18 protein-coding genes are annotated in these 19796 nt (G+C 46.6%); 5 read left to right on the top strand and 13 right to left on the bottom strand.

What is annotated here, in order from left to right; translation table 11 throughout:
* The first annotated feature begins 32 nt into the window (after nt 1-32).
* The gene (locus tag ACU37H_RS04960; protein ID WP_472703257.1) at nt 33-1781 is read left to right on the top strand and encodes an alkaline phosphatase family protein; all 1749 of its coding nucleotides are present in this window, start codon (nt 33-35) and stop codon (nt 1779-1781) included.
* Between the two features lie 189 nt (nt 1782-1970).
* Here the strand turns inward: ACU37H_RS04960 and ACU37H_RS04955 are convergent, their stop codons facing one another.
* The 6 genes from ACU37H_RS04955 to ahcY all read right to left on the bottom strand — a co-directional run bounded on the left by ACU37H_RS04955 (nt 1971) and on the right by ahcY (nt 6691).
* Complete coding sequence (locus ACU37H_RS04955; protein ID WP_472703256.1) at nt 1971-2825, bottom strand: type 1 glutamine amidotransferase; 855 nt, start codon at nt 2823-2825, stop codon at nt 1971-1973.
* Nucleotides 2826-2908: 83 nt separating this feature from the next.
* On the bottom strand, nt 2909-3436 hold the full coding sequence (locus tag ACU37H_RS04950; RefSeq protein ID WP_472703255.1) for a DUF4251 domain-containing protein: 528 nt from the start codon (nt 3434-3436) through the stop codon (nt 2909-2911).
* Nucleotides 3437-3634: 198 nt separating this feature from the next.
* On the bottom strand, nt 3635-4057 hold the full coding sequence (locus ACU37H_RS04945; protein ID WP_472703254.1) for a hypothetical protein: 423 nt from the start codon (nt 4055-4057) through the stop codon (nt 3635-3637).
* Between the two features lie 118 nt (nt 4058-4175).
* Complete coding sequence (locus ACU37H_RS04940; protein WP_472703253.1) at nt 4176-4535, bottom strand: hypothetical protein; 360 nt, start codon at nt 4533-4535, stop codon at nt 4176-4178.
* A 176-nt stretch (nt 4536-4711) separates the two neighbouring features.
* Nucleotides 4712-5017, bottom strand: a complete 306-nt coding sequence (locus ACU37H_RS04935; protein WP_472703252.1) for a hypothetical protein — start codon at nt 5015-5017, stop codon at nt 4712-4714.
* 345 nt (nt 5018-5362) lie between these two features.
* Nucleotides 5363-6691 carry an adenosylhomocysteinase gene (ahcY, locus tag ACU37H_RS04930; RefSeq protein WP_472703251.1) on the bottom strand — a complete coding sequence of 443 codons (1329 nt, stop codon included), beginning with the start codon at nt 6689-6691 and terminating at the stop codon, nt 5363-5365.
* 152 nt (nt 6692-6843) lie between these two features.
* Between ahcY and ACU37H_RS04925 the strand changes: the two genes are divergently transcribed.
* Nucleotides 6844-7335: an Lrp/AsnC family transcriptional regulator gene (locus ACU37H_RS04925; RefSeq protein ID WP_472703250.1), complete on the top strand. Its 492-nt coding sequence runs from the start codon at nt 6844-6846 to the stop codon at nt 7333-7335.
* A gap of 26 nt (nt 7336-7361) precedes the next feature.
* On the opposite strand, the gene ACU37H_RS04920 is transcribed toward ACU37H_RS04925, so the two are convergent.
* Nucleotides 7362-8075 (bottom strand): FKBP-type peptidyl-prolyl cis-trans isomerase, encoded by a 714-nt coding sequence (locus tag ACU37H_RS04920; protein ID WP_472703249.1) that lies wholly within the window; start codon nt 8073-8075, stop codon nt 7362-7364.
* Between the two features lie 232 nt (nt 8076-8307).
* Between ACU37H_RS04920 and ACU37H_RS04915 the strand changes: the two genes are divergently transcribed.
* Both ACU37H_RS04915 and ACU37H_RS04910 read left to right on the top strand, forming a co-directional pair.
* The gene (locus ACU37H_RS04915; protein WP_472703248.1) at nt 8308-8751 is read left to right on the top strand and encodes an acyl-CoA thioesterase; all 444 of its coding nucleotides are present in this window, start codon (nt 8308-8310) and stop codon (nt 8749-8751) included.
* 1 nt (nt 8752) lies between these two features.
* Nucleotides 8753-9514 (top strand): endonuclease/exonuclease/phosphatase family protein, encoded by a 762-nt coding sequence (locus ACU37H_RS04910; protein ID WP_472703247.1) that lies wholly within the window; start codon nt 8753-8755, stop codon nt 9512-9514.
* Nucleotides 9515-10062: 548 nt separating this feature from the next.
* On the opposite strand, the gene ACU37H_RS04905 is transcribed toward ACU37H_RS04910, so the two are convergent.
* From ACU37H_RS04905 to ACU37H_RS04885, 5 genes are all read right to left on the bottom strand, one after another.
* Nucleotides 10063-11127: an N-acetylmuramoyl-L-alanine amidase gene (locus tag ACU37H_RS04905; protein ID WP_472703246.1), complete on the bottom strand. Its 1065-nt coding sequence runs from the start codon at nt 11125-11127 to the stop codon at nt 10063-10065.
* A gap of 503 nt (nt 11128-11630) precedes the next feature.
* On the bottom strand, nt 11631-13157 hold the full coding sequence (locus ACU37H_RS04900) for a MoxR family ATPase (protein ID WP_472703245.1): 1527 nt from the start codon (nt 13155-13157) through the stop codon (nt 11631-11633).
* A gap of 101 nt (nt 13158-13258) precedes the next feature.
* Nucleotides 13259-14356, bottom strand: a complete 1098-nt coding sequence (locus ACU37H_RS04895; protein WP_472703244.1) for a vWA domain-containing protein — start codon at nt 14354-14356, stop codon at nt 13259-13261.
* A 78-nt stretch (nt 14357-14434) separates the two neighbouring features.
* Nucleotides 14435-14833 carry a hypothetical protein gene (locus ACU37H_RS04890; protein WP_472703243.1) on the bottom strand — a complete coding sequence of 133 codons (399 nt, stop codon included), beginning with the start codon at nt 14831-14833 and terminating at the stop codon, nt 14435-14437.
* A gap of 44 nt (nt 14834-14877) precedes the next feature.
* Entirely contained in the window at nt 14878-15507 is a 630-nt protein-coding gene (locus ACU37H_RS04885) for an HRDC domain-containing protein (protein ID WP_472703242.1), read from the bottom strand.
* Nucleotides 15508-15742: 235 nt separating this feature from the next.
* Between ACU37H_RS04885 and ACU37H_RS04880 the strand changes: the two genes are divergently transcribed.
* Nucleotides 15743-16087, top strand: coding sequence for a single-stranded DNA-binding protein (locus tag ACU37H_RS04880; protein ID WP_472703241.1), 345 nt, complete (start codon nt 15743-15745; stop codon nt 16085-16087).
* A 108-nt stretch (nt 16088-16195) separates the two neighbouring features.
* On the opposite strand, the gene ACU37H_RS04875 is transcribed toward ACU37H_RS04880, so the two are convergent.
* The gene (locus ACU37H_RS04875) at nt 16196-19726 is read right to left on the bottom strand and encodes a DUF2723 domain-containing protein (protein ID WP_472703240.1); all 3531 of its coding nucleotides are present in this window, start codon (nt 19724-19726) and stop codon (nt 16196-16198) included.
* Nucleotides 19727-19796: the final 70 nt, after the last annotated feature.

The following is a 19796-nucleotide window of genomic DNA, read 5'->3' as shown; positions in this document are numbered from 1 at the left end:
GCTTATCAATCGAATTTAAAAAATGGATTAAGATGAAAATAAAAATAGTATATAGTTTACTAACGGTGATCCTGCTTTCTACCGTTGCTTTTACTTCCTGTAAGAAATATGCCGATCCTCCTCCTTATTTTGAAGATGACCTGGATACGTCTAACGTACTCACCAGCCGGAGGGTGTTGCTTATCGGGATTGACGGTGCGGTGAGTAGTGAGGTAAAGGCCATGGACCTGCCCACCATAAAAAGTATGTTAGCGCATGCCAAGTTTCAATGGGATGGCGTTACTGATGAAATCACCACTGATGCGACGTCCTGGAAAACCCTGGTATCGGGAGTGTCCTACGGACGTCATAGAATCGAAGATAGTTCTTTCCTGTTTAGCCCGGGGGAGGGAGGTGATCCTCATTCCGGGGCTCCGCCATTTTACCCTTCTATGTTTTCTTACATAGTATCGTCTGCCAGTAAAAACAATATGCGTACGAGCTTTATCTCGTCCTGGCCCACATTGGTGGAGCGCGTGGTGCCTGAAGTGTTAGATCCGGTGCTTACGACGGCAGACAAGGGCGTGAAAGATTCGGCCATTGCCCGTATCAAAAACAAAAATCCGGAGTTTATGGTACTCCATTTTAACTCGCCGTCCATTGCCGGTAAAGCAGGAGGATTTACTACTGCAAATACAAGCTATAAAGATGCTATTACACAAGTTGATGAATACGTAGGGGAAATAATGACAGCTCTAAAAGCAAGACCAGAATATAATAAAAAGGAAGATTGGCTAATTATTTTAACTAGCACGCATGGAGGCGTTGGTAATGAATACGGTGGTGGAACAAGTAGCGAGAACTCTTCATTGGTCATGTTTTATAACGAAAAGTTTAAGCCCACTGAATTCAGACGCGCGGATTATTCTATTGTAGAAATAAAAGGCAGGGATGGGGCTACCGTAAAAGCACAGGCACTTGATGATGGGGGTTTGTACAATGTAGGAACCGGTCAGCAAACTATTCAATTTAAAATGAAGGGTATAGGGTTTGGTAACTATCCCCATTGGGTTTCTACCATGAGCCGTTGGCCAAGCACTTCTGGATGGTCTATTTTTTCCGGGGGCGGCAATTGGTCTATTTCTGTACGATCAACCACCAGCGGGGAACGAAGAATTCAAGGAGCGCCAACTGGTTCCTACGCGGATGGCAATTGGCATACTTTGACAGTAGTGTTTTATGATAGCGCTGGCAGTAGATGGGTAAAACGGTTTACAGATGACATGCGGATTGTTGAAACATCAAATGTGAATTTAGGTTCAGGTTGGGGTAACATCGCTAATAGTAGTCCGTTGACATTTGGATGGGGTGCCGATCCTGGATATAATCCTGTAACCTATGGATTGGCAGATGTAAGGATATTTAATACAGCCCTGACTGATAATGAAGTTAGAAGTACACTATGTCTTGAGGATGTGGTTAATGACCATCCTAAAAAAGAGAATTTAATTGGATATTGGCCTTGTAATGACGCTTTTGGGGGGAAGTTTAGTAACTATGCTCCCGGAAGAGGCAGCTTGCCCTTAACATTAGCAGGTCCCTTTTCCTGGTTGTCTGAGAGCATGATACCGTGCAACTTTACAGCGCCTCCGGCCGATCCTTCAAAATCTCAGTTATTGATAACAAGTTCCAGTATAGCAAGGACAGCTTTTTATTGGATCCGAATTCCGGTGGCTGATTCATGGGGATTCGAAGGTATTGATTGGCTGAAGAACTATGAGAACGAGTTCATAACATTTTAATGTAATGGTAGGTTACAGCATATGGCAAAAGCTCCTGAATTTTCAGGAGCTTTTTTTATTGATATCATTAAAAAAGTAAGATCATTATCCTTCGTTGGAAGTTGATTAAATCCCGACGAGATTTACTTTGAGTTCATTTCTGGCGTGAAACCTTTCATTCCTAAAGGCGGATCATCATGAAAAAGGAATCTATGCCTCGACCATTTCCCCGACCATTAGGTGGTCATAGGCCTCATTCAGGAAGTTAGGGATCAGGTTTTTGTTGGTCCAGTGGATTTTGTCCGGATCTTCCAGGTGCTCCAGCATGCTCACCAGTTTCGCCTCTCCATGGTTTTCGATGACGGTCTTGCGCTTTTCATCATCTTCAAAGTGCTTGCTCATACCCGCTGCATCGGCTTCGGGATGAAACTGCGTACCGAAAATATAACTGCTGAACCGGATGCCCATCACCGCTCTTTCATAGGGTACATGAGGACGTTCTTTTTCCAGGCAGGTAATGTAGGCGCCCATGTCATGCAGCAGATCCAGATTGGGCTGGATCAACTGGAAATCCCGGCTGTCTACTCCAAAGAATGGATTTTTTAACTGGCGGAAAACCGGGTCGCCAATGGCTTCCGGCATAATATGCATGGGAAACACGCCAAAGGAAGTGGATTTTCTCTTGCACAGCAAACCAGCGTTGAAATACCTGCAGGCCAGCTGAAAGGAGTGACAAATAAGAAACACGAATTTTTTGACAGCGTTGTCGGGGTTTTCGTTCCAGCGAATGACATCACCGAGCCATCGATTCCAATTGATATCCCAGTCGTCAAACCGGGTGCTCAACGGATCGCCGGGGCCTCCGCTTGAAATGTAAATGTCGTAAGACAGGTCGGGCAATTCATTTTTCACCCTTACATCAAACACGTCATAAGTGATACCCGTTCCCTTCTCCGCTGCCCACCGGTGTAAGATTTCATGAATACACCGCATTCCCTGGTTGGGATATCCCGCATTCAAGTCTAACACCGCTACACGAATCTGCTTGTTATCGTAATCAACCATCCGGCAAATTTACAACCTTTTGTTTTTTTTGAAGGTCTGAGGCCGCGTAGATTTACTAACAGTTGTTTATAATCAATAATCGGCTATTCGTTGGCTTCGATACGACCGTTGAATGATATGGGCGTTTTATTCTGGCTCAGCACCTGCACTGACGCGTATCCGGAAGGGGTCACCGTGATGTAGAGCGCTCTGACTTCCCTGACGTCGTTGGGAACGATCGTGATCTGGTAATTTTTTTTGCGTACGGTTTTCTTATACTCAAAATCAGTGGAAGTAAATTTAATACCTCCCTTGGAGGGATCCAGTGGTGCAGTGAACGAGCGCCCGAAGAACGGCAAATAGGCTGTAACGGAGTCTGGCCGCACTTTCACATCGTAGCCACCGGTGAGCTGATACAGGTTGTTGGCATTGGGAAATAAAAACCTCGGGTTGTAGCGGCTGTCCTCGGTAGGAATCACTGTTTGCGCTACAAACGTATAGTTCTGCTCATCCACCAGTTTCTCAAAATTGGTGGCGGCCGATTGTTGTGCGCCCTGTTGAGAAGCGCAACCGGCTAAAATAGTCATGATGCCGAAGCACCAGATGCTTATATGAGATATAATATTTTTCATCGCTTTCTTTTTAAAATGTGTTACCCGATGGCGCCCGGGAAATTGTTTTGCCCCGCACGTCTTGTTTATAACAAGATGCGCTACAGAGAAGAGTTACACAAGTTTTGTACCCAAAAAGCGATAGCATGGTACGGTTAGACGCTGTCTGCCAAAGGCTCCCGGCAACATCCGGTGCTACGATTGTCGCGGAATGTAGGGTTACCTGCGTTCGAAGACATAAGTCACCGTGTTGAGGCTGTTACGGATCTTGGCTTTGAACCGATTTGCATTGCCAAAACGAGGTATTTCAAAGCTGTCAAATTTTGTATGCCGTCCGTCAGACACATTGATGCTGAGGATAAACTCGGTATCTGTGTCGCCATCAGCTTCGTTGTAGGTGTAGGCATCAATATACCATTCCCCGTAATAGGCGTTGTTGGAGCGATCATAATAGACCGCACCGTTGTCGCTTTTGAACTGGAACTGGCCACCGTCAAAGACAATGTTGCTGCTGCCCACTCCAAAAGTGTTGATTTCAGTAAGGTCCCAATTCCCGACAATGCGGTTATTAAATTTTTGCAGTTTGTGTTTCGTGCAGCCAAGCAGCACCAGTGGGATGAATAAAAGTAACAGGGCTCTCATAATTGGATCATTTATAATCCATTGACGCCGGTGAATGATTTTAGGTTGCAACAAAAAAGCTGTCTCCGAAAGTCGAATGTTTTCAGAGACAGCTTTTAAAGCTTTAATATTTTGACGGTTACATTTTTCCTTCCACGGTAACTAGTCTTTGTTTCAGATCCTGGATTTCCACTTGTTGTTTTTTAAGCGAAGAAACCAGGGCAGGGATCAGTGCTTTCTCGTCGATCACTTTGATCACTTTTGTGCGATACGCATTTTTACCAAAACGCTCGCTGATCCTTTTTTCTTTCACCAGGTTAGGGAACATGTCCTGCACATCCTTGGCCAGGAAGCCATACTCTTTACCTTTTTCGAGGTTCAGCTCTTCAATAAAATGCGCGTCAGCGCCCAGTTTGATCACTTTTTGCGGATCAGTCACTTGTCCGAAAGACACTGCTGAAATAAAAAGACATGTTAATGCTATAAATACCTGTTTCATATGTAGGGGTTTAATTGTTAAATGTTATCTCTTCACGGGTTGGATCAGCTACATCTTTAGTAGTGGCTGTCCAGACCTTTGGAACGTTCGCCGCGAGGCGACTAAAAAATCAGAATAATGTTGTTGAAAATATCAGGCTTCAGATCGCCTGTAGCGCGGTTCAGGGCCGCACAAGATTATGCGAACTCAGGAGGAGGTGTTAGAATGCCAAGGTCAATGCAAGGGATATAGGGGGCATTATATACTATGTGGTCAAGCAGGTTTCCCGCCACAGGCAGCGGCATCAGGAAGGCGTCTGTCAGTAGTTTTTGTTCCTGTTCCAATCCCCGTTCTTCAGCGCTTTGTTCTGCACTCCGGGATTCGCAGTCACTACAAACTTCTTTTTTCTGAGCATGAATTAAGCGCACATCTGCGGCCACTTCTTTCGATACGAATAGCGAAAAAAGGAAACAGGCGATGATATGTACGATTCTTAATTTCATTAGTAAACCGACTACTTTATGAAACAACAAAATTACAAAAAAGTTGCCAAAATAGTGATTGCAACGACTTACAAAACAGTTACTTATCGAGCTATTTTAAATGTTGTATCAATATGAATTATTAATAATATTTTAATTTCTCTCTTGTTTTCCTGTATTTGAATGAGCTGTATTCTTAAAGCTGTGTGCCTGCACTACAAATGCCTGTTTTTTTAAGGCGGATCAGCCAAATTTTAGATTTTGGATTTTGCTTATCTGACGATCAAAATATTCTATTTTAAAATTTTTTTATAAAAAAAGCTGCCTCCCCCGAGACAGCTTCTTATATAAAACTCAGCAGTTTTATTAATAGCGATACAATTCCGGTTTGAACGGTCCTTCTTTAGGAATTCCCAGGTAAGCCGCTTGTTTATCTGTCAGCTCGTCCAGTACCACACCGATCTTCGACAAGTGTAACCGCGCTACCTTTTCATCCAGGTGTTTAGGCAACACATACACATTGTTTTCGTATTTGTCGTGGTTGGTCCAAAGCTCGATCTGCGCCAGTGTCTGGTTAGTGAAGGAGTTGCTCATTACAAAGCTGGGGTGACCGGTAGCACAACCAAGGTTCACCAGGCGTCCTTCTGCCAGCAAAATGATATCTTTTCCGTCCACATTATAGATGTCTACCTGTGGCTTGATGGTATCTTTTGTATTTCCGTAGTTTTCATTCAACCAGGCAACGTCGATCTCGATATCAAAGTGGCCGATGTTACACACGATCGCCTTGTCTTTCATGGCTTTGAAATGCTCGCCGGTGATCAGGTCGCGACATCCGGAAGCTGTTACGATGATGTCTGCTTTTTTTACGGCATCGATCATTTTCTTTACCTCAAATCCGTCCATTGCAGCCTGTAAAGCACAAATCGGATCGATTTCTGTTACAATAACACGGCAGCCTGCGCCCGCCAGAGAAGCAGCAGAGCCTTTACCTACGTCACCATATCCACCAACAACAGCTACTTTACCCGCCAGCATCACGTCTGTAGCGCGACGGATCGCATCTACCAGTGATTCTTTACAGCCATATTTGTTATCAAACTTGGATTTAGTCACCGAGTCGTTTACATTGATAGAAGGCATCGGCAGGGTTCCTTTTGCCACGCGCTCGTACAAACGGTGAACGCCTGTCGTTGTTTCTTCACTGATTCCTTTTACATGTTGAACCAGTTCAGGATAAGTGTCCAGTACCATATTGGTCAGGTCACCGCCATCATCCAGGATCATGTTCAAAGGACGATCTGCCGCACCAAAGAACAAGGTTTGCTCGATACACCAGTCAGCTTCTGCCTGGGTCTGGCCCTTCCACGCAAATACACCTACGCCTGCAGCAGCGATAGCCGCAGCAGCATGGTCCTGCGTTGAAAAGATATTGCAAGAGCTCCATTTTACTTCGGCGCCCAATGCTACCAGCGTTTCGATCAACACGGCGGTTTGGATGGTCATGTGTAAGCAACCCGCGATGCGCGCACCTTTCAGCGGTTGAGACGCAGCATATTCTTCGCGGATGCTCATCAGGCCCGGCATTTCAGCTTCGGCCAAACGAATCTCCTTGCGGCCCCAATCGGCCAATGAAATATCTTTTACCTTATACTTCAGGTCGAAGTCGATCTGTGATTTTGTAACGGTTGACATATTATACATTTAAAATTTGAAAAGTTGAAGACCATTCCGTGGTCTTAAATCCTGCTGCAAAAGTAATAAACAGGATAAAACATTAGTGTTAAAAGATAATTTTAGAATATAGTTCCATAATTGGGTTTATTTGCAGAATAAAATTCTTTTTAATGGCAGTAAATAAAGATCAGAAAGAACAAGTGTCTATGGGTCTGGACAAGAAGGACCTGGAGATACTGAAGCTGCTGCAAAAAAATGGCCGGATGACGGTCAAGGAAGTAGCTGATACGATACATTTAAGTACCACTCCCGTGCATGAACGGGTAAAAAGGCTGGAGCAATCAGGGATCATTACCCATTATGCGGCCATGCTCGACGCGGCAAAATTAGGCAAGCGTCTGATGGTGATCTGCCATGTGTCGCTGAGGCAACACAACAAGATCGCGGGGTCCAGGTTTATCAAATCGATCCTGGCGATGCCCGAAGTGCTCGAGTGTTACAGCATCTCCGGGGAATTTGATTTTTTACTGAAGGTCTTAACAGAAGACATGGAAACCTATTACGATTTCCATGTCAATAAATTAAGCCAGGTGGAGAATGTGGGGCACGTTCAAAGTACTTTCGTGATGGGTGTTGTGAAACAGACCCATGTTTTACTTTAAAACCTGCGTGCTGTGCGCCCGCAGCGTTATTGTGACTTCTTTACCTCGAGCAATTCCACTTCGAATACCAACGTACTGCCCGGAGGAATATCGCCGGCAGGACGCAGGCCGTAGCCCAGTTCCTGCGGAATATAAAATTTGTAAGTGGATCCGGCGCTCATCAGTTGCAGTCCTTCTGTCCAGCCCGGGATCACGCTGGATACATGGATCGTCAATGGCTGACCGCGGTCATAAGAATTGTCAAACTGAGTACCGTCGATCAATGTGCCTTTGTAATTACATACCACAGTATCTTCCGGGCCGGGTTTGGCACCGGTTCCTTCTTTGATCACTTCGTACTGCAGACCGCTCGCGGTGGTCTTTATCCTGGGATTGGCCTTGTTCTTTTCCAGGAACGCCCGTCCGGAATCAATCACTGCTTTGTGTTGATTTTCTTCTTCCTGGCGCGAGAAATTCATTAAGATGGAGCGGGAGGTCTCTTCGCTGAACCGGGGATCCTTCCCGTCAAACACGGTTTTGATAGCAGTCAGGAACGCTTCTTTGTTGAGATTCTTCAGGTCTTTTGTAATGGATTGTGCGATGTTCTGCCCGATAGCGTAGCTGGCAGAGTCTGCCAGGGTTTTTAAAACAGGTGTTGCAGGTGCCGTCGCAGCAGGCTTAACCGGGGTCTTGGCCTTGGTCTGTGCAAACGCCGCCGTGGTTATAGTAAATGATACAAGAATAATACTGACTTTCTTCATTCGTGGATGTTTATATTTTAATGTTTACTACCCGGGCCGGGCCCGGGCGGTTCGGGAGGTGCAAAAATAGTCGTAACATTGTTACGGAACTGATAAACAATTTTTGGGGTGCTTAACATTTTGAACTTATACATTTTTTACGACAGAGACCGCAATAAAATAGAGCAGCACAAAGAGGAAGAAGAATAGTTTTATGCACCCAATTTTGAAACTACTTTAAATCATCAGGATCATGCCGGTATACCAACAAGAGGTGGAGATCAGGTGGTCGGACCTGGACGCGAATGCGCATCTGAGACATAGTGTATATTACGACTGGGGCGCTTCCTGCCGGATTGCGTTTCTCCTGGAACACGGCCTTTCAACGATTACCATGCAGGAGCTGCATATCGGCCCGGTGCTGTTCAGAGAAGAATGTGTGTTCAAGCTCGAGATCAGGCAGGGAGATAAAGTGGTGATTGACGTGGAACTTACGAAAGCGAAAAGAGATTTCAGCCGTTTTTCTATGCGTCATACCATTGTGAAGAATGGTGACACGATCTCCGCGGTGCTGAACCTGGATGGCGCCTGGATGGATACCATCCGAAGAAAACTATGTGCGCCTCCCGAGCTGGTCATATCCGCCTATGACGCCATGCCCCGTTCGGCAGATTTTGAATGGCTCAATGAATCATAATATGAAAGCAACTTATTACGGGATGATAGCTATTTTGTTGTCCTTTGCGCAGACCGCTCCTGCGCAAGAGTTGACCATTATGACCTACAATATCCACCATGGAGCGGACAAGGACGAGCAGGGTCAGCTGGATGCTATGGCTGCTTTTATAAAGGCGTCCGGGGCTGACCTTATTGGTTTGCAGGAGGTAGACAGCGTGTGCACGCGCAGTGGTAACGTAGATCAGATGCGGAGGTTGGGTGAACAAACCGGCTATCATTATGCTTTTGTCCGGCACTTTGCCTTTCAGGGCGGTGCGTATGGCATGGGCATTCTGTCGCGCTATCCTATTTCGGATGTGGCGCAAATAAGAATGCCGTTGCTGAAAAGCCAGCATGCTTCAACAGCGATGATCAGTGCCATCATTACTATTCCCGGTGATAAAAAGATCCGGTTTGCGTCGGCTCACTTTGCGCTGGACGATAGTTCGCGATGGGTACAGGCAAGCGAAGTGATCAGGTTTTTACACAACCAGGAAATGCCGGTCGTCTTTACCGGCGATTTGAATGCGACGCCTGATGCTAAAGAGATTCGGGAACTCGAAAAACACTTCACCGACACGGATGATCAAAACATCCTCACGTATCCTGCGCCTGAAGCCTTTAAAAGGATCGATTATATTCTCGTGAAAAAAGACCGCCTGAAGCAGGTCCGAAAGCACGGGGTTCCTGTTAATCGTTTGTCTGATCACCTGCCGGTGATGGCTACCATTGTCTTGCGGTAATGCAGGGCAGGGCCTGCTGACAGCGGTTCAATCAGGTTAGAAAGATTCCTTGTTCAGACTGGTCAGGTGCCTTTCGTTCGGTGCCTTGCAGGAAATGATCTAGAGGGGTTGTTGAATGGTTCCCCGGCGTTCCGGAATCATCCGGATCAGCCGGAAACTGGTACATACCTGTTCGATACCCCTCCCGACGCGTCCCGAACAGGTATTTTGGGGTGGAACCACCGGTAGCGCAAGGTTCAACATCTCACTACCTGGGTGCGGAACCGCCTTGAACAGGCGCGGAAGCCCGACGAACCATTGTATTGATCGTCCGGATGTGTCCGAAACCTAACGCAGTAGGTCAGGAACCTCGTCGGATACGTCCGTAACGTATCCGCGCACCTAAGCGTTTCCTTTTTTAAATACAGGGCTTAAGGCTGAGTGTGATGAGACGATTGTGAGAAAAAGACCGGGACAATAAGCGGCGCTTCGGTAATCTGACAGCAACGGACTTCAGTTCGTTGACTAAAACGCCGCGGAGGTGATGCGAGGCGTAGGCTCGTATCATGTTATTTATACAGCAAGGCGATCGCGTAAAGGATCTTTTTATCGTAGCCCGTCAGCGTGCCTGAATTGTATGCCTGCAAATAATGGTGTTTAAAAGCGATGATCGCTTTGGCCGGGTCGCTGACGTTGTAGCCTATTAAACGCAATGCCCATATAGGATCAAAGTCGGAGGGAGGCTCCTGCAGACGGCTGCTGTCATACCAGTACCCGAACCCCGCGTCTGCAAGCCTTTTCCATGGAAAATAGATGCTGGGGTCTTCTTTTCTCCCTGGTGCAATGTCCGAATGGGCGAGGATATTGGATTGCGGTATTTTATATTTTTCTTTTAAATAGCCAAGGAGCTTTAACAGGGAAACGACCTGTTGTTCGCTATACGATTCGTTTTTACCATCATTATCTATTTCTATGCCCAGGCTGCAGGAGTTGAGGTCGGTAATGGTTCCCCATTTACTGGCACCGGCATGCCAGGATCGTACATAGTCGTTGAGTAACTGATACACTTCCCCGTTCCTGCCTACCAGGTAATGGGCGCTCGATTCCCGGCCGGGGCGGCGGAGCGAAAAAGTATGCAGGGTCTGTGCTGCGCTGTTCTGACCCGTATGGTGTAAGATGATAAAGTTGGGCTTTCTGATATCAAAGTCAATAGCAGCGTACCATTCTTTCGTGTTGACCGCCGGGTTCGGTTGTCCGTAAGGTGGTTGCGAAAGCTGATCGGTAATGATCCGGATATTCCTGGCGTAATCATTTTGGGAATAAGCTGCTTGCAGACTGTCGGCTTTATACTTGTAATAAGCAGCTGATCCGTAAGGGAACGTTGCAGTACCTGCAGGGGATGATGTCGATGCTGTATTCCCGGCAGCATCCTTTTTTGCCGGTTCGGTTTTTTCGCCATCGTTTGGTGTGACAAAAACAGTTTGGTTCGACGTTGACGGCGCGGGTTGCGGATCGCGTTGTCCACCTGGAGATCCGTTGAGGACATTTGACTTTTTGGGCACCGAGCTATTGGGGCAGCCCAGTAACAGCAGCCCTATCGCAGGCAGCAACAGCATCGCCAGGGTTTTTGTCATACAGTTCTTCAGCGTGTGATCTTTTACTAAAGTTACTACTCTTTCTTGCGATAAGAGCCACTTTGGACCGTTTGAGCGGGTGAACTTTTACACCATGAATGCACAATTAAATTTTTGAGGGTCCATTAAACAAAAGACACAAATGCACTTCAACGCATTTGTGTCTTATCAATGAAGTTGTTTAACCTTTTGAATATTTTTCAGCAGAACATTTTAAAATAATATCCTCATTCAAAGCGAACCGAAGCGGAGAAGTCCCACCTAACCCGGTCTGACGGTCTCCGTCTGACCGTTTCTGTACGCAAGCTCCAATCAAATCATCGGATCAGAAAGCGCTGCCAGCGCCAGGAATTAGTGCGGGGCCGCTGAAGCCATAAAGACCGGCATAAAATATCGCTCTTGTTGGCACACATGATCCGGCTCCATCCCTTTCGCAGAATGAAAAAAGTTTAAACAACGCCAATATATATAATTGTTGTTAATGAAAAGCTACTGACGCATGATCAGGCATCGTCCTCCTCAAACCCCAGGTCTTCATCGTGCCCGGTGTCCATACTCATCATGCTTCCGAAAAGATCTTTGAATTCGACCTGGCTTTCAAACATCTTTTTGCTGATGGTGGAGTAGGAAGCCAGACCGTGTAATACAAATTCCATGAGCAGGCCGGCCTGCATGTCATTCGCTCCGGCAAAGTATTTTTTTACCAGTGCATGTAGTCCGTCCACGGCATAGAGCAATTGCAGTTTCTGCTCATCTTTGGTATTGAAAGGAATATTCAACTGGTTGCCTTTGTCAAACCAGTTGATGATGGACCGGTATGGGTTTTCATCCGCCTTTTGCTGTGCGGAGGGCTTCCCGGTATTTCTTCTCTTTTTAAGCTGATCGGGATCTGGAAAATATTGAACAAATTGTGTTCTGATGGCCTTATCCACCAGGTTCATCGCTACCTGGTAAGGTCCTTCCTGTTCGCCTTCATAGACCAGTTCTACCTTCCCGGTGATCGATGGGATGATGCCTGCCAGATCGGAGATCCAGACTTGGGTTGATTTTTCGCCATTGATCAGGGCGCGGCGCTCGGCTGCACTTACGGCATTTTCCCGGGCCGAGATGGTCAGTCGCGCGCTGACGCCACTTTTTTTATCGACAAATTCGCTGTTGCGCGCTTCAAATGCCACCTGCTCGATCAGTCTTTTCACGAGGTCGCTGATCATGATCTTTTCTACCACTTCATCATGCACGACGGCTTCCTGCTCCGTGATTTCCAAAGCATGTTCGAGCGATTTGGGATAATGCGTCAGGATCTGGCTTTGTATACGGTCTTTCAGCGGGGTTACAATCGAGCCGCGGTTAGTATAATCCTCGGGGTTTGCGGTGAACACAAACAGGATATCCAGCGGTAGTCTTAATTTGAAGCCACGGATCTGTATATCGCCTTCTTCCAGGATGTTGAACAATGATACCTGGATGCGCGCCTGCAGGTCGGGCAGCTCATTGATCACGAAAATGCTCCGGTTGCTCCGGGGAATGATACCATAATGCAATACCCGTTCATCTGCGAAGCTCAGTTTTAAATTGGCGGCCTTGATAGGATCAATGTCTCCGATAAGGTCGGCCACACTTACGTCAGGGGTAGCCAGCTTTTCACCGTAGCGCTGGCTGCGATGGAGCCACTCAATAGGAGTGGCATCCCCTTTTTCAGCGATCAGATCGACGGCATACCTGGAGATCGGGGTTAAGGGATCGTCATTGATTTCGCTGCCTGCTACAACCGGGATGTATTCGTCAAGCAAGTCTGTCATTTGTCGCGCCATACGGGTTTTGGCCTGCCCCCGCAAGCCTAATAAGAGGATGTTATGTTTACTGAGTAAGGCACGTTCTGTTTCGGGAATGACAGAGTCTTCGTACCCGACGATTCCCGTAAACGTCGGATCTCCTTCTTTTAGTTTCTGTATCAGGTTTTGCCTGACTTCTTCTTTGATCGATTTGGATTGGTATCCGCTTTTAATTAATTCGCCTAAGGTTTTGACCACGATGTATTAAGTTTTATTTAATGTTATAGATGGTGATATGTAGGTTTCGAGGGTGAAGTTGAGCGCTACTCATGTAATATTTTAGCTCTGTAAATTCCAGGTTAAAAGACGTGCTTTGATTTACCGCTTTCGAAGTCTTTAAAGATAAAGCTTCCCAGGTTATCCAGCGAGGCGAAGTAGGCCTTGCCATGATTCATCTCGGTAAATTCCTGCACAAATCTTTGAAGATAGGGATCGGTCGCGATCATAAAGGTGGTGATCGGGATCTTATTTTTCTTGCATTGCGCTGCGAGGTTCATACAGCGATTGACCACTTTGCGATCCAAGCCGAAAGCGTTTTTATAGTAGCGCTTGCCAATTTTAAGGCAGGTGGGTTTACCGTCGGTGATCATAAAGATCTGCTTGTTGGGGTTTTTTCTCCGTCTGAGCAGATCCATAGCCAGTTCCAGGCCGGCAACGGTGTTGGTGTGATAGGGCCCGACCTGCAGATAGGGGAGGTCCTTGATCTCAACCGGCCAGGCATCATTGCCAAACACTACAATGTCCAGTGTGTCCTTGGGATACCGGGTAGTGATCAGCTCGCTGAGGGCCATAGCCACTTTCTTGGCAGGCGTGATCCGGTCTTCTCCATAAAGTATCATAGAATGAGAAATGTCGATCATCAGCACCGTGGAGGTCTGGGTCTTAAAATCTGTTTCGCGGATGCTGAGGTCGTCTTCGCGAAGCGAAAAGCTTTCCACACCGTGGTTGATCTGGGCGTTTCTGATAGACTCAGTGAAGTCGATTTGTTCCAGCATGTCGCCAAACTGGAATGGCCTGGTTTCCGGGTTGATTTCATCTCCCTGACCGGGTTTGAAGGTTTTATGATCGCCCTGATTGCTTTTTTTCAGCTTTCCGAAGATCTCTTCCAGGCTCTTTTTGCGGATGCCTTGTTCGGTTTTGGGAGTGATCTTTATTTCTCCCTTTTCCTGGTCACCCGTGATATAGCCTTTTTGTTTGAGATCGTCGATGAAATCACCGATGCCGTACTCATCATCGGTTAACTGGTATTCTTTGTCCAGCTGGTTAAGCCACTGCAGGACTTCGCCTACGTCGCCGCTGGTGTAGGTGAGGAGCTGCATAAATATGTCCAGCAATTTTTCGAAGGGCGACTTTCCTTGCTGGTTGATGTCAAATTTTGAGAAATGGAATCCGCGCATACCTAAATATAACGCTAAAACGGCAACCCGGTTCACTGATCATCAAACGAATTGATCTTCAGGCCCAATCGCGCCGGATTATCGCCCGGCCGCCGCTTGCTGGTCTTTGTCGGCTACTACCAGGATCCAGTTATTTTCCAAAGGAAGGTACCCGAGGTCGTAGCAGTAGGAATAGGTGTTTCCTTTTTGAGTGGTATACTGATGGGTGATGTATTTGAAGTTGAATCCGAGCGCGAGCAGCCGATCCCGGTTGATCTTGAAAGTGTCTGATCCCGTGGGGAGCAAGGTGGCCAGCAGGTGCCGGTTCTTTTTGAGCGCATTATTGATATTGCGCATCAGGAGATGGTCTGATCCTTTCAATTGGTTGTTGTATTGATTGCGGCAATAATCGTCACAGAATTTTTTATCGCTTCTGCCCTTTACGGGTTTGCCGCAGGAAAGGCAGAGACGGGATGGGGTTTGATCTGTCGGAAGCATAGGGTGGCAGTTAAGTGTGATGAATAGTTGTTCTGACCTTGGGACTACCGTTGCAGGTGTGTTTCGATTGATTGGATGAAGGCGCTTCCATATTTATCAATAAATTTTTCCCCGACACCTTTTATTGCAAGCAATGACTTTTTATCTGTTGGTTTTTTCAAACATATTTCTCTTAAAACCTGATCGCTGCAAACAACAAATGCAGGTAAGTCGTTCTCTCCTGCACATGCCCGTCTTAAAGTTTTTAACGTTAAAAAGAGCATTTGCTCTGATTCATTAAGCTCCTGAACGTCATTGTCGGTAAGTGCGTCTAAAAAAGAGATGAGCAGTACTTCTTTTCCGTTCAGGCAATTGCTTCCTTTTTCACTTATTTTAAGTACCGGCATATTGCCATAAACGGACACTCCTTCAATCCGTAAAAGTTCTGCTAATAGCAATACTTCGATCATTGTGGCTAATTGGCTCTTTGAAAATGACGATAGTAAAGAAAATGTTACAAGATGTTGCAATTGATTATTGATTGCAAACGTTGATTTTACTCCTTTAAGTACGGAGATGGTTTTCTTAATACCCAAAGGGAATGGTAGTTCATTAACGCAGTATAGAATGATTTTTGTCAGCGCTATTTCATAATCGGATAAGATCGTACCTATCAGGTCTTTATCTTTTTTCATATGTTATATCGGTTGGTTGGTGTCCTTAGTTTTGGCGATATAAATTTAATTGTTTTATTGATTTCACCTGTATCTGTATTCATTTGTAAACGTTTGTAACCACTTATTGTCGTAAGTAAATCTTTAAAATACGAGTAACGGTATTGGCGGGGGACATCTTTGTGTGGTCGTCCGGCGCCGGATGATTGAAATAAAAATCGTAAACCGTTGCTATGGCAACACAAAACTTACCATTATGTACGCACTAAGAAACAAAGTTCAGCTGATCGGAAACCTGGGTATCAATCCCGAAGTAAAGACATTGGATAGCGGAAAGAAAGTGGCCCGCTTCACGATCGCCACCAGCGAGGTCTATAAAAATGCGAAGGGAGAACGCGTGAAAGAAACCCAATGGCATCATGTGGTCGCCTGGGGCCAGATTGCCGAGATAGCCGGCAAGTATCTTGAAAAGGGGAAAGAAGTAGCCATTGAAGGCAAGCTCATTCACCGGGGTTATACGGACAAGTCAGGTGAAAAAAAATATATTACAGAAGTACAGGCATCAGAGCTGTTGATGTTGGGACAAAAGAATGCCGGTTGATCTTTCAGGAGAACAGTGTGAACATTTTCCTGATCAGGCCGCGCAGGCTTCTACAAAAAAAGGTGGTCGGCATTAGCCGACCACCTTGATATGATAACGAGATATGTTTTATTGTCCCGGAGCTGCGGCGCCTGCACTATCGGCCGCTTTTAATAACTGCTCGGGTGTCAATTCCTGGGAGGGATTTTTGGATGCTTTTTTGAGCGGATCGTATTGTTGCTCGACCGCGTTCAACACTTCACCCATGATTTCATTGACAATGGCTTCATTTTCCATCGATGCAAAGTAATCGGGTTTTTCTGCTTTGAGCGAATTATAATAAGCTTTCTGGCTGTTGATATCCTTGCGCACGCCTTCAGCTACTTTTCTTGCTTTATCCAGCTGGCCTGCTTTGTAATAAGCTTCTGACAGCAGGATACCGGTTTGATTGTGCTGACTGAAGTAGCTGGCCATTCCATAGGGGAGGTTCTCAGGATCGATGCCCTGTGCTTCCATGTTCAGCAATTTAACAGCTTCATCCGTCTTGCCTGCATCGGCCAGGTTACCTGCCGCTTCTGCAAAGATGCCGCGGATGTTCAGGAGGTACTGCCGGTTGGTTTCGTCAAAGTATACACCTTTCTTAGCAGCACCACCGAATTCAAACTTTTTCAGATTGTCAAAGATGGCTGCCTGGTTATTGGCTCTCACTGAAGATCCGCCGGCTCTCATCGCCCTCATAGCCTGGTCAGTTACCCAATTCTGTTCAGGGCTGGCAGTGATTACAGGAACCAGACGGTAGGTCAACCCGTCTTTTCTCAGGTGCTGTCCAAAGCCCAGCTGGCCATAAGGCGCAGTGAAATAGATCGGGCGTTGCCATTTATTAGTAGCGATGATATTCAGCATCATCAGGTCGCTGCGCTGGAGCGCACCCTGCGGTACTTCGAACGCCATTTGTGCTAATACACTGTCTCCGCGATTCACCGTGCCATTCTTAGTCACCAGCTGCTTGTCAACTGGAACAAAAAACTTCCGGAAAGGCATTGTGTTAGGGCCTACATCATTACCATCTTCATCTGTAACTTTTTGACCCAGGTAATCCTTCATGATATCGTATAACGGATAGAACGCGTTCGGATCCAGATTTTGCCCCTGCTGTGGTTGACCCAAACGGATGTATTCACGGTTGTGCCCTTCGATTTGTTCAGGCGTCCAGATCACATCAACACCGGGAGCCTGGTTGATCTTATATCTTAACTGGTTAATGTACCAGTCGATTCCCAACAGGCTCGTGTTGATGATCCGGATATCGGGACGTACGCCTTCCACCTCCTGCGCATACCAGAGCGGATAAGTGTCGTTGTCGCCAAAGGTGAACAGGATGGCATTCGGCGCGCAACTTTCCAGGTAGTCCTTGGCCAGGTCGGGTGCCAGCGTTTTTTGGCTACGGTCGTGGTCATCCCATTCCTGCTGTGCCATCAAGGCGGGGACCAGCAGGCAGACCAGGGTAGCGGTGATGCCCGCCATCCGGAAGTTGGTGCCGTTGCCTGAAACGGCTTTGATGATAAACGTGATCAAAGCCACAACTGCCACAAATAAGGCGGCGGCAACAATGCTGCTCATCAACGCGCCACTACCCGAACCGGTAAGGCTGCTGATGATGGTAACTAAGAATGTGAAAGTAGCGCCATAGATCAGCACTTTTTTGAAAAGCTCTTTATCGTTCTTTTCAAGCGCGAGTTTTACAAAAGCCAGTACAGACAAGCCGATCCAGATTGCAAACACATAGCAGGCGCCGACAAATACATAGTCGCGCTCTCTCGGCATCGGGCCGGGCGCGTTCAGATAGATCACCAGCGCTTCTCCCATGAAGAAGAAGAGGATCAATGTTACAATAAAATCGTTGCGGTTGCGGAACAGCTGAAACACTAGTCCGAGCACACCCAAAATAATGGGCAGCATGAACAGCGTATTGTGTGCCTTATTCTCGCGAAGGCTTTCAGGCATCTTGCTCTGATCGCCGAGTCTCGGTGTATCGATCAGGCCGATTCCCGAGATCCAGTTACCATCGCGTTTGTTCCCTCTTCCCTGGAGGTCATTTTGTCTTCCTGCAAAGTTCCACATGAAGTAACGCATGAAAAGAAAGTCGGTCTGGTAGGTAAAGAACCAGTTAATATTATCAGCATAAGAAGGAGCGCCGTAAGTGGTCTGACCGGTATTCGGATCCCGGTTCTGTTCCAGGTTCAGCCAGTCGGCATAAAATTGTGCGTGGTTCTGATCGTTACTGCGATCCCAGATACGGGGAAACAGCTGCATATCGCTGCTCTGATAAAGAGGCTCACGATCCCTTCCGGTAGCTATATAACGATCTTTTCCTTTTACATATCTCATTTCACCGGTCTTCATGTCGATCATACCATCGCCATCTTCGTCTCTGTATTCGGCCGCAAAATGAGGTCCGTAAATCAATGGCGCGCTTCCATACTGTTCACGTCCGAGATAATACACCAGGTTGATCGGGTTGTCGACATTGTTCATGTCAATGCCCGGGTTGGCATTACTGCGGATCATGGAAGTGAAATACATGAAATAGCCTACCATCATGAAGGCAAAACACCAAAGGGTTAACTTCAGCACTTTCAATGCTGTCGGCTTAATAAAGTAACCCAATACGCCGCCCACGATGAGCAGCAATAAAATTTTGAATATGGCTGCTGTTCCGGAAAACGCAAATGGTAAAAATGCCAGCGTAAAGAAGAGCGCCGTCCATACAATTATTTTTGTTTTGGATACATTGGCCTTGAACATCAGTGCCCAGGCGATCAGTCCGGCGACGAAAATAAAATAGGCCGCGAAGCCGGAGAAGAACGGCATTCCGAGGTTGTTAACGAAGAATACATCAAAAAGACCGGCCGCTTTCATGCTGTATTGAATAACCGCGACCTGTACGATCCCGGTGATGATACAGCCAATGACAAATGCCCAGATCGCGCCTTTTGTCGTTGGTTTATAGCGTCGGTAATAATAGATCATTACAATGGCGGGGATCGTCAGCAGGTTCAGCAGATGGACACCGATAGACAGTCCCATCATGAAGAACAGGAAAATGATCCAGCGGTCACCGTGAACGCGTGCTACTTCATCAGTACCTGCACGCTCATCCGCATGTTCCCATTTTAAGATGATCCAGAACACCAATGCGGTAAAGAAAGAGGACAGGGCGTATACTTCACCTTCAACAGCGCTATACCAGAAAGAATCTGTAAAGGTGTAAGCTAAAGCGCCTACGGCGCCGGCACCCATAACGGTGATCAGTTGAGGATTGGTGAGGACTTCACCCGCTTTTACAAACATCTTACGCGCAAAATGCGTGATGGTCCAAAACAGGAAAAGAATCGTTGCAGCACTGGCCAGCGAGCTCATGAAGTTTACGGCAGTAGCAGCGGTCATGGGATTATCCCCAAACAGTATAATAAAGAATCTACCTAATAAAGTAAATAACGGTGCACCCGGAGGGTGAGGCATTCCTAATTTGAAAGCACAGGCGACAAATTCTCCACAGTCCCACAAGGAGCCCCTGGCTTCTTTAGTTAGCGTGTAGGTAAGTGCGGCTATCGCAAAAACTACCCAGCCGGTAATGTTGTTTACTTTTTTGAAATTCATGTGAAAATTTAATTTATAACGCTCGCAAAAATAGGGATAATGCTCCCACCACCCTATAATTTAAAGGCCT

Source organism: Niabella sp. ZPM-14, from assembly GCF_055693045.2.
This window is presented reverse-complemented; position numbering and strand designations above follow the sequence as displayed.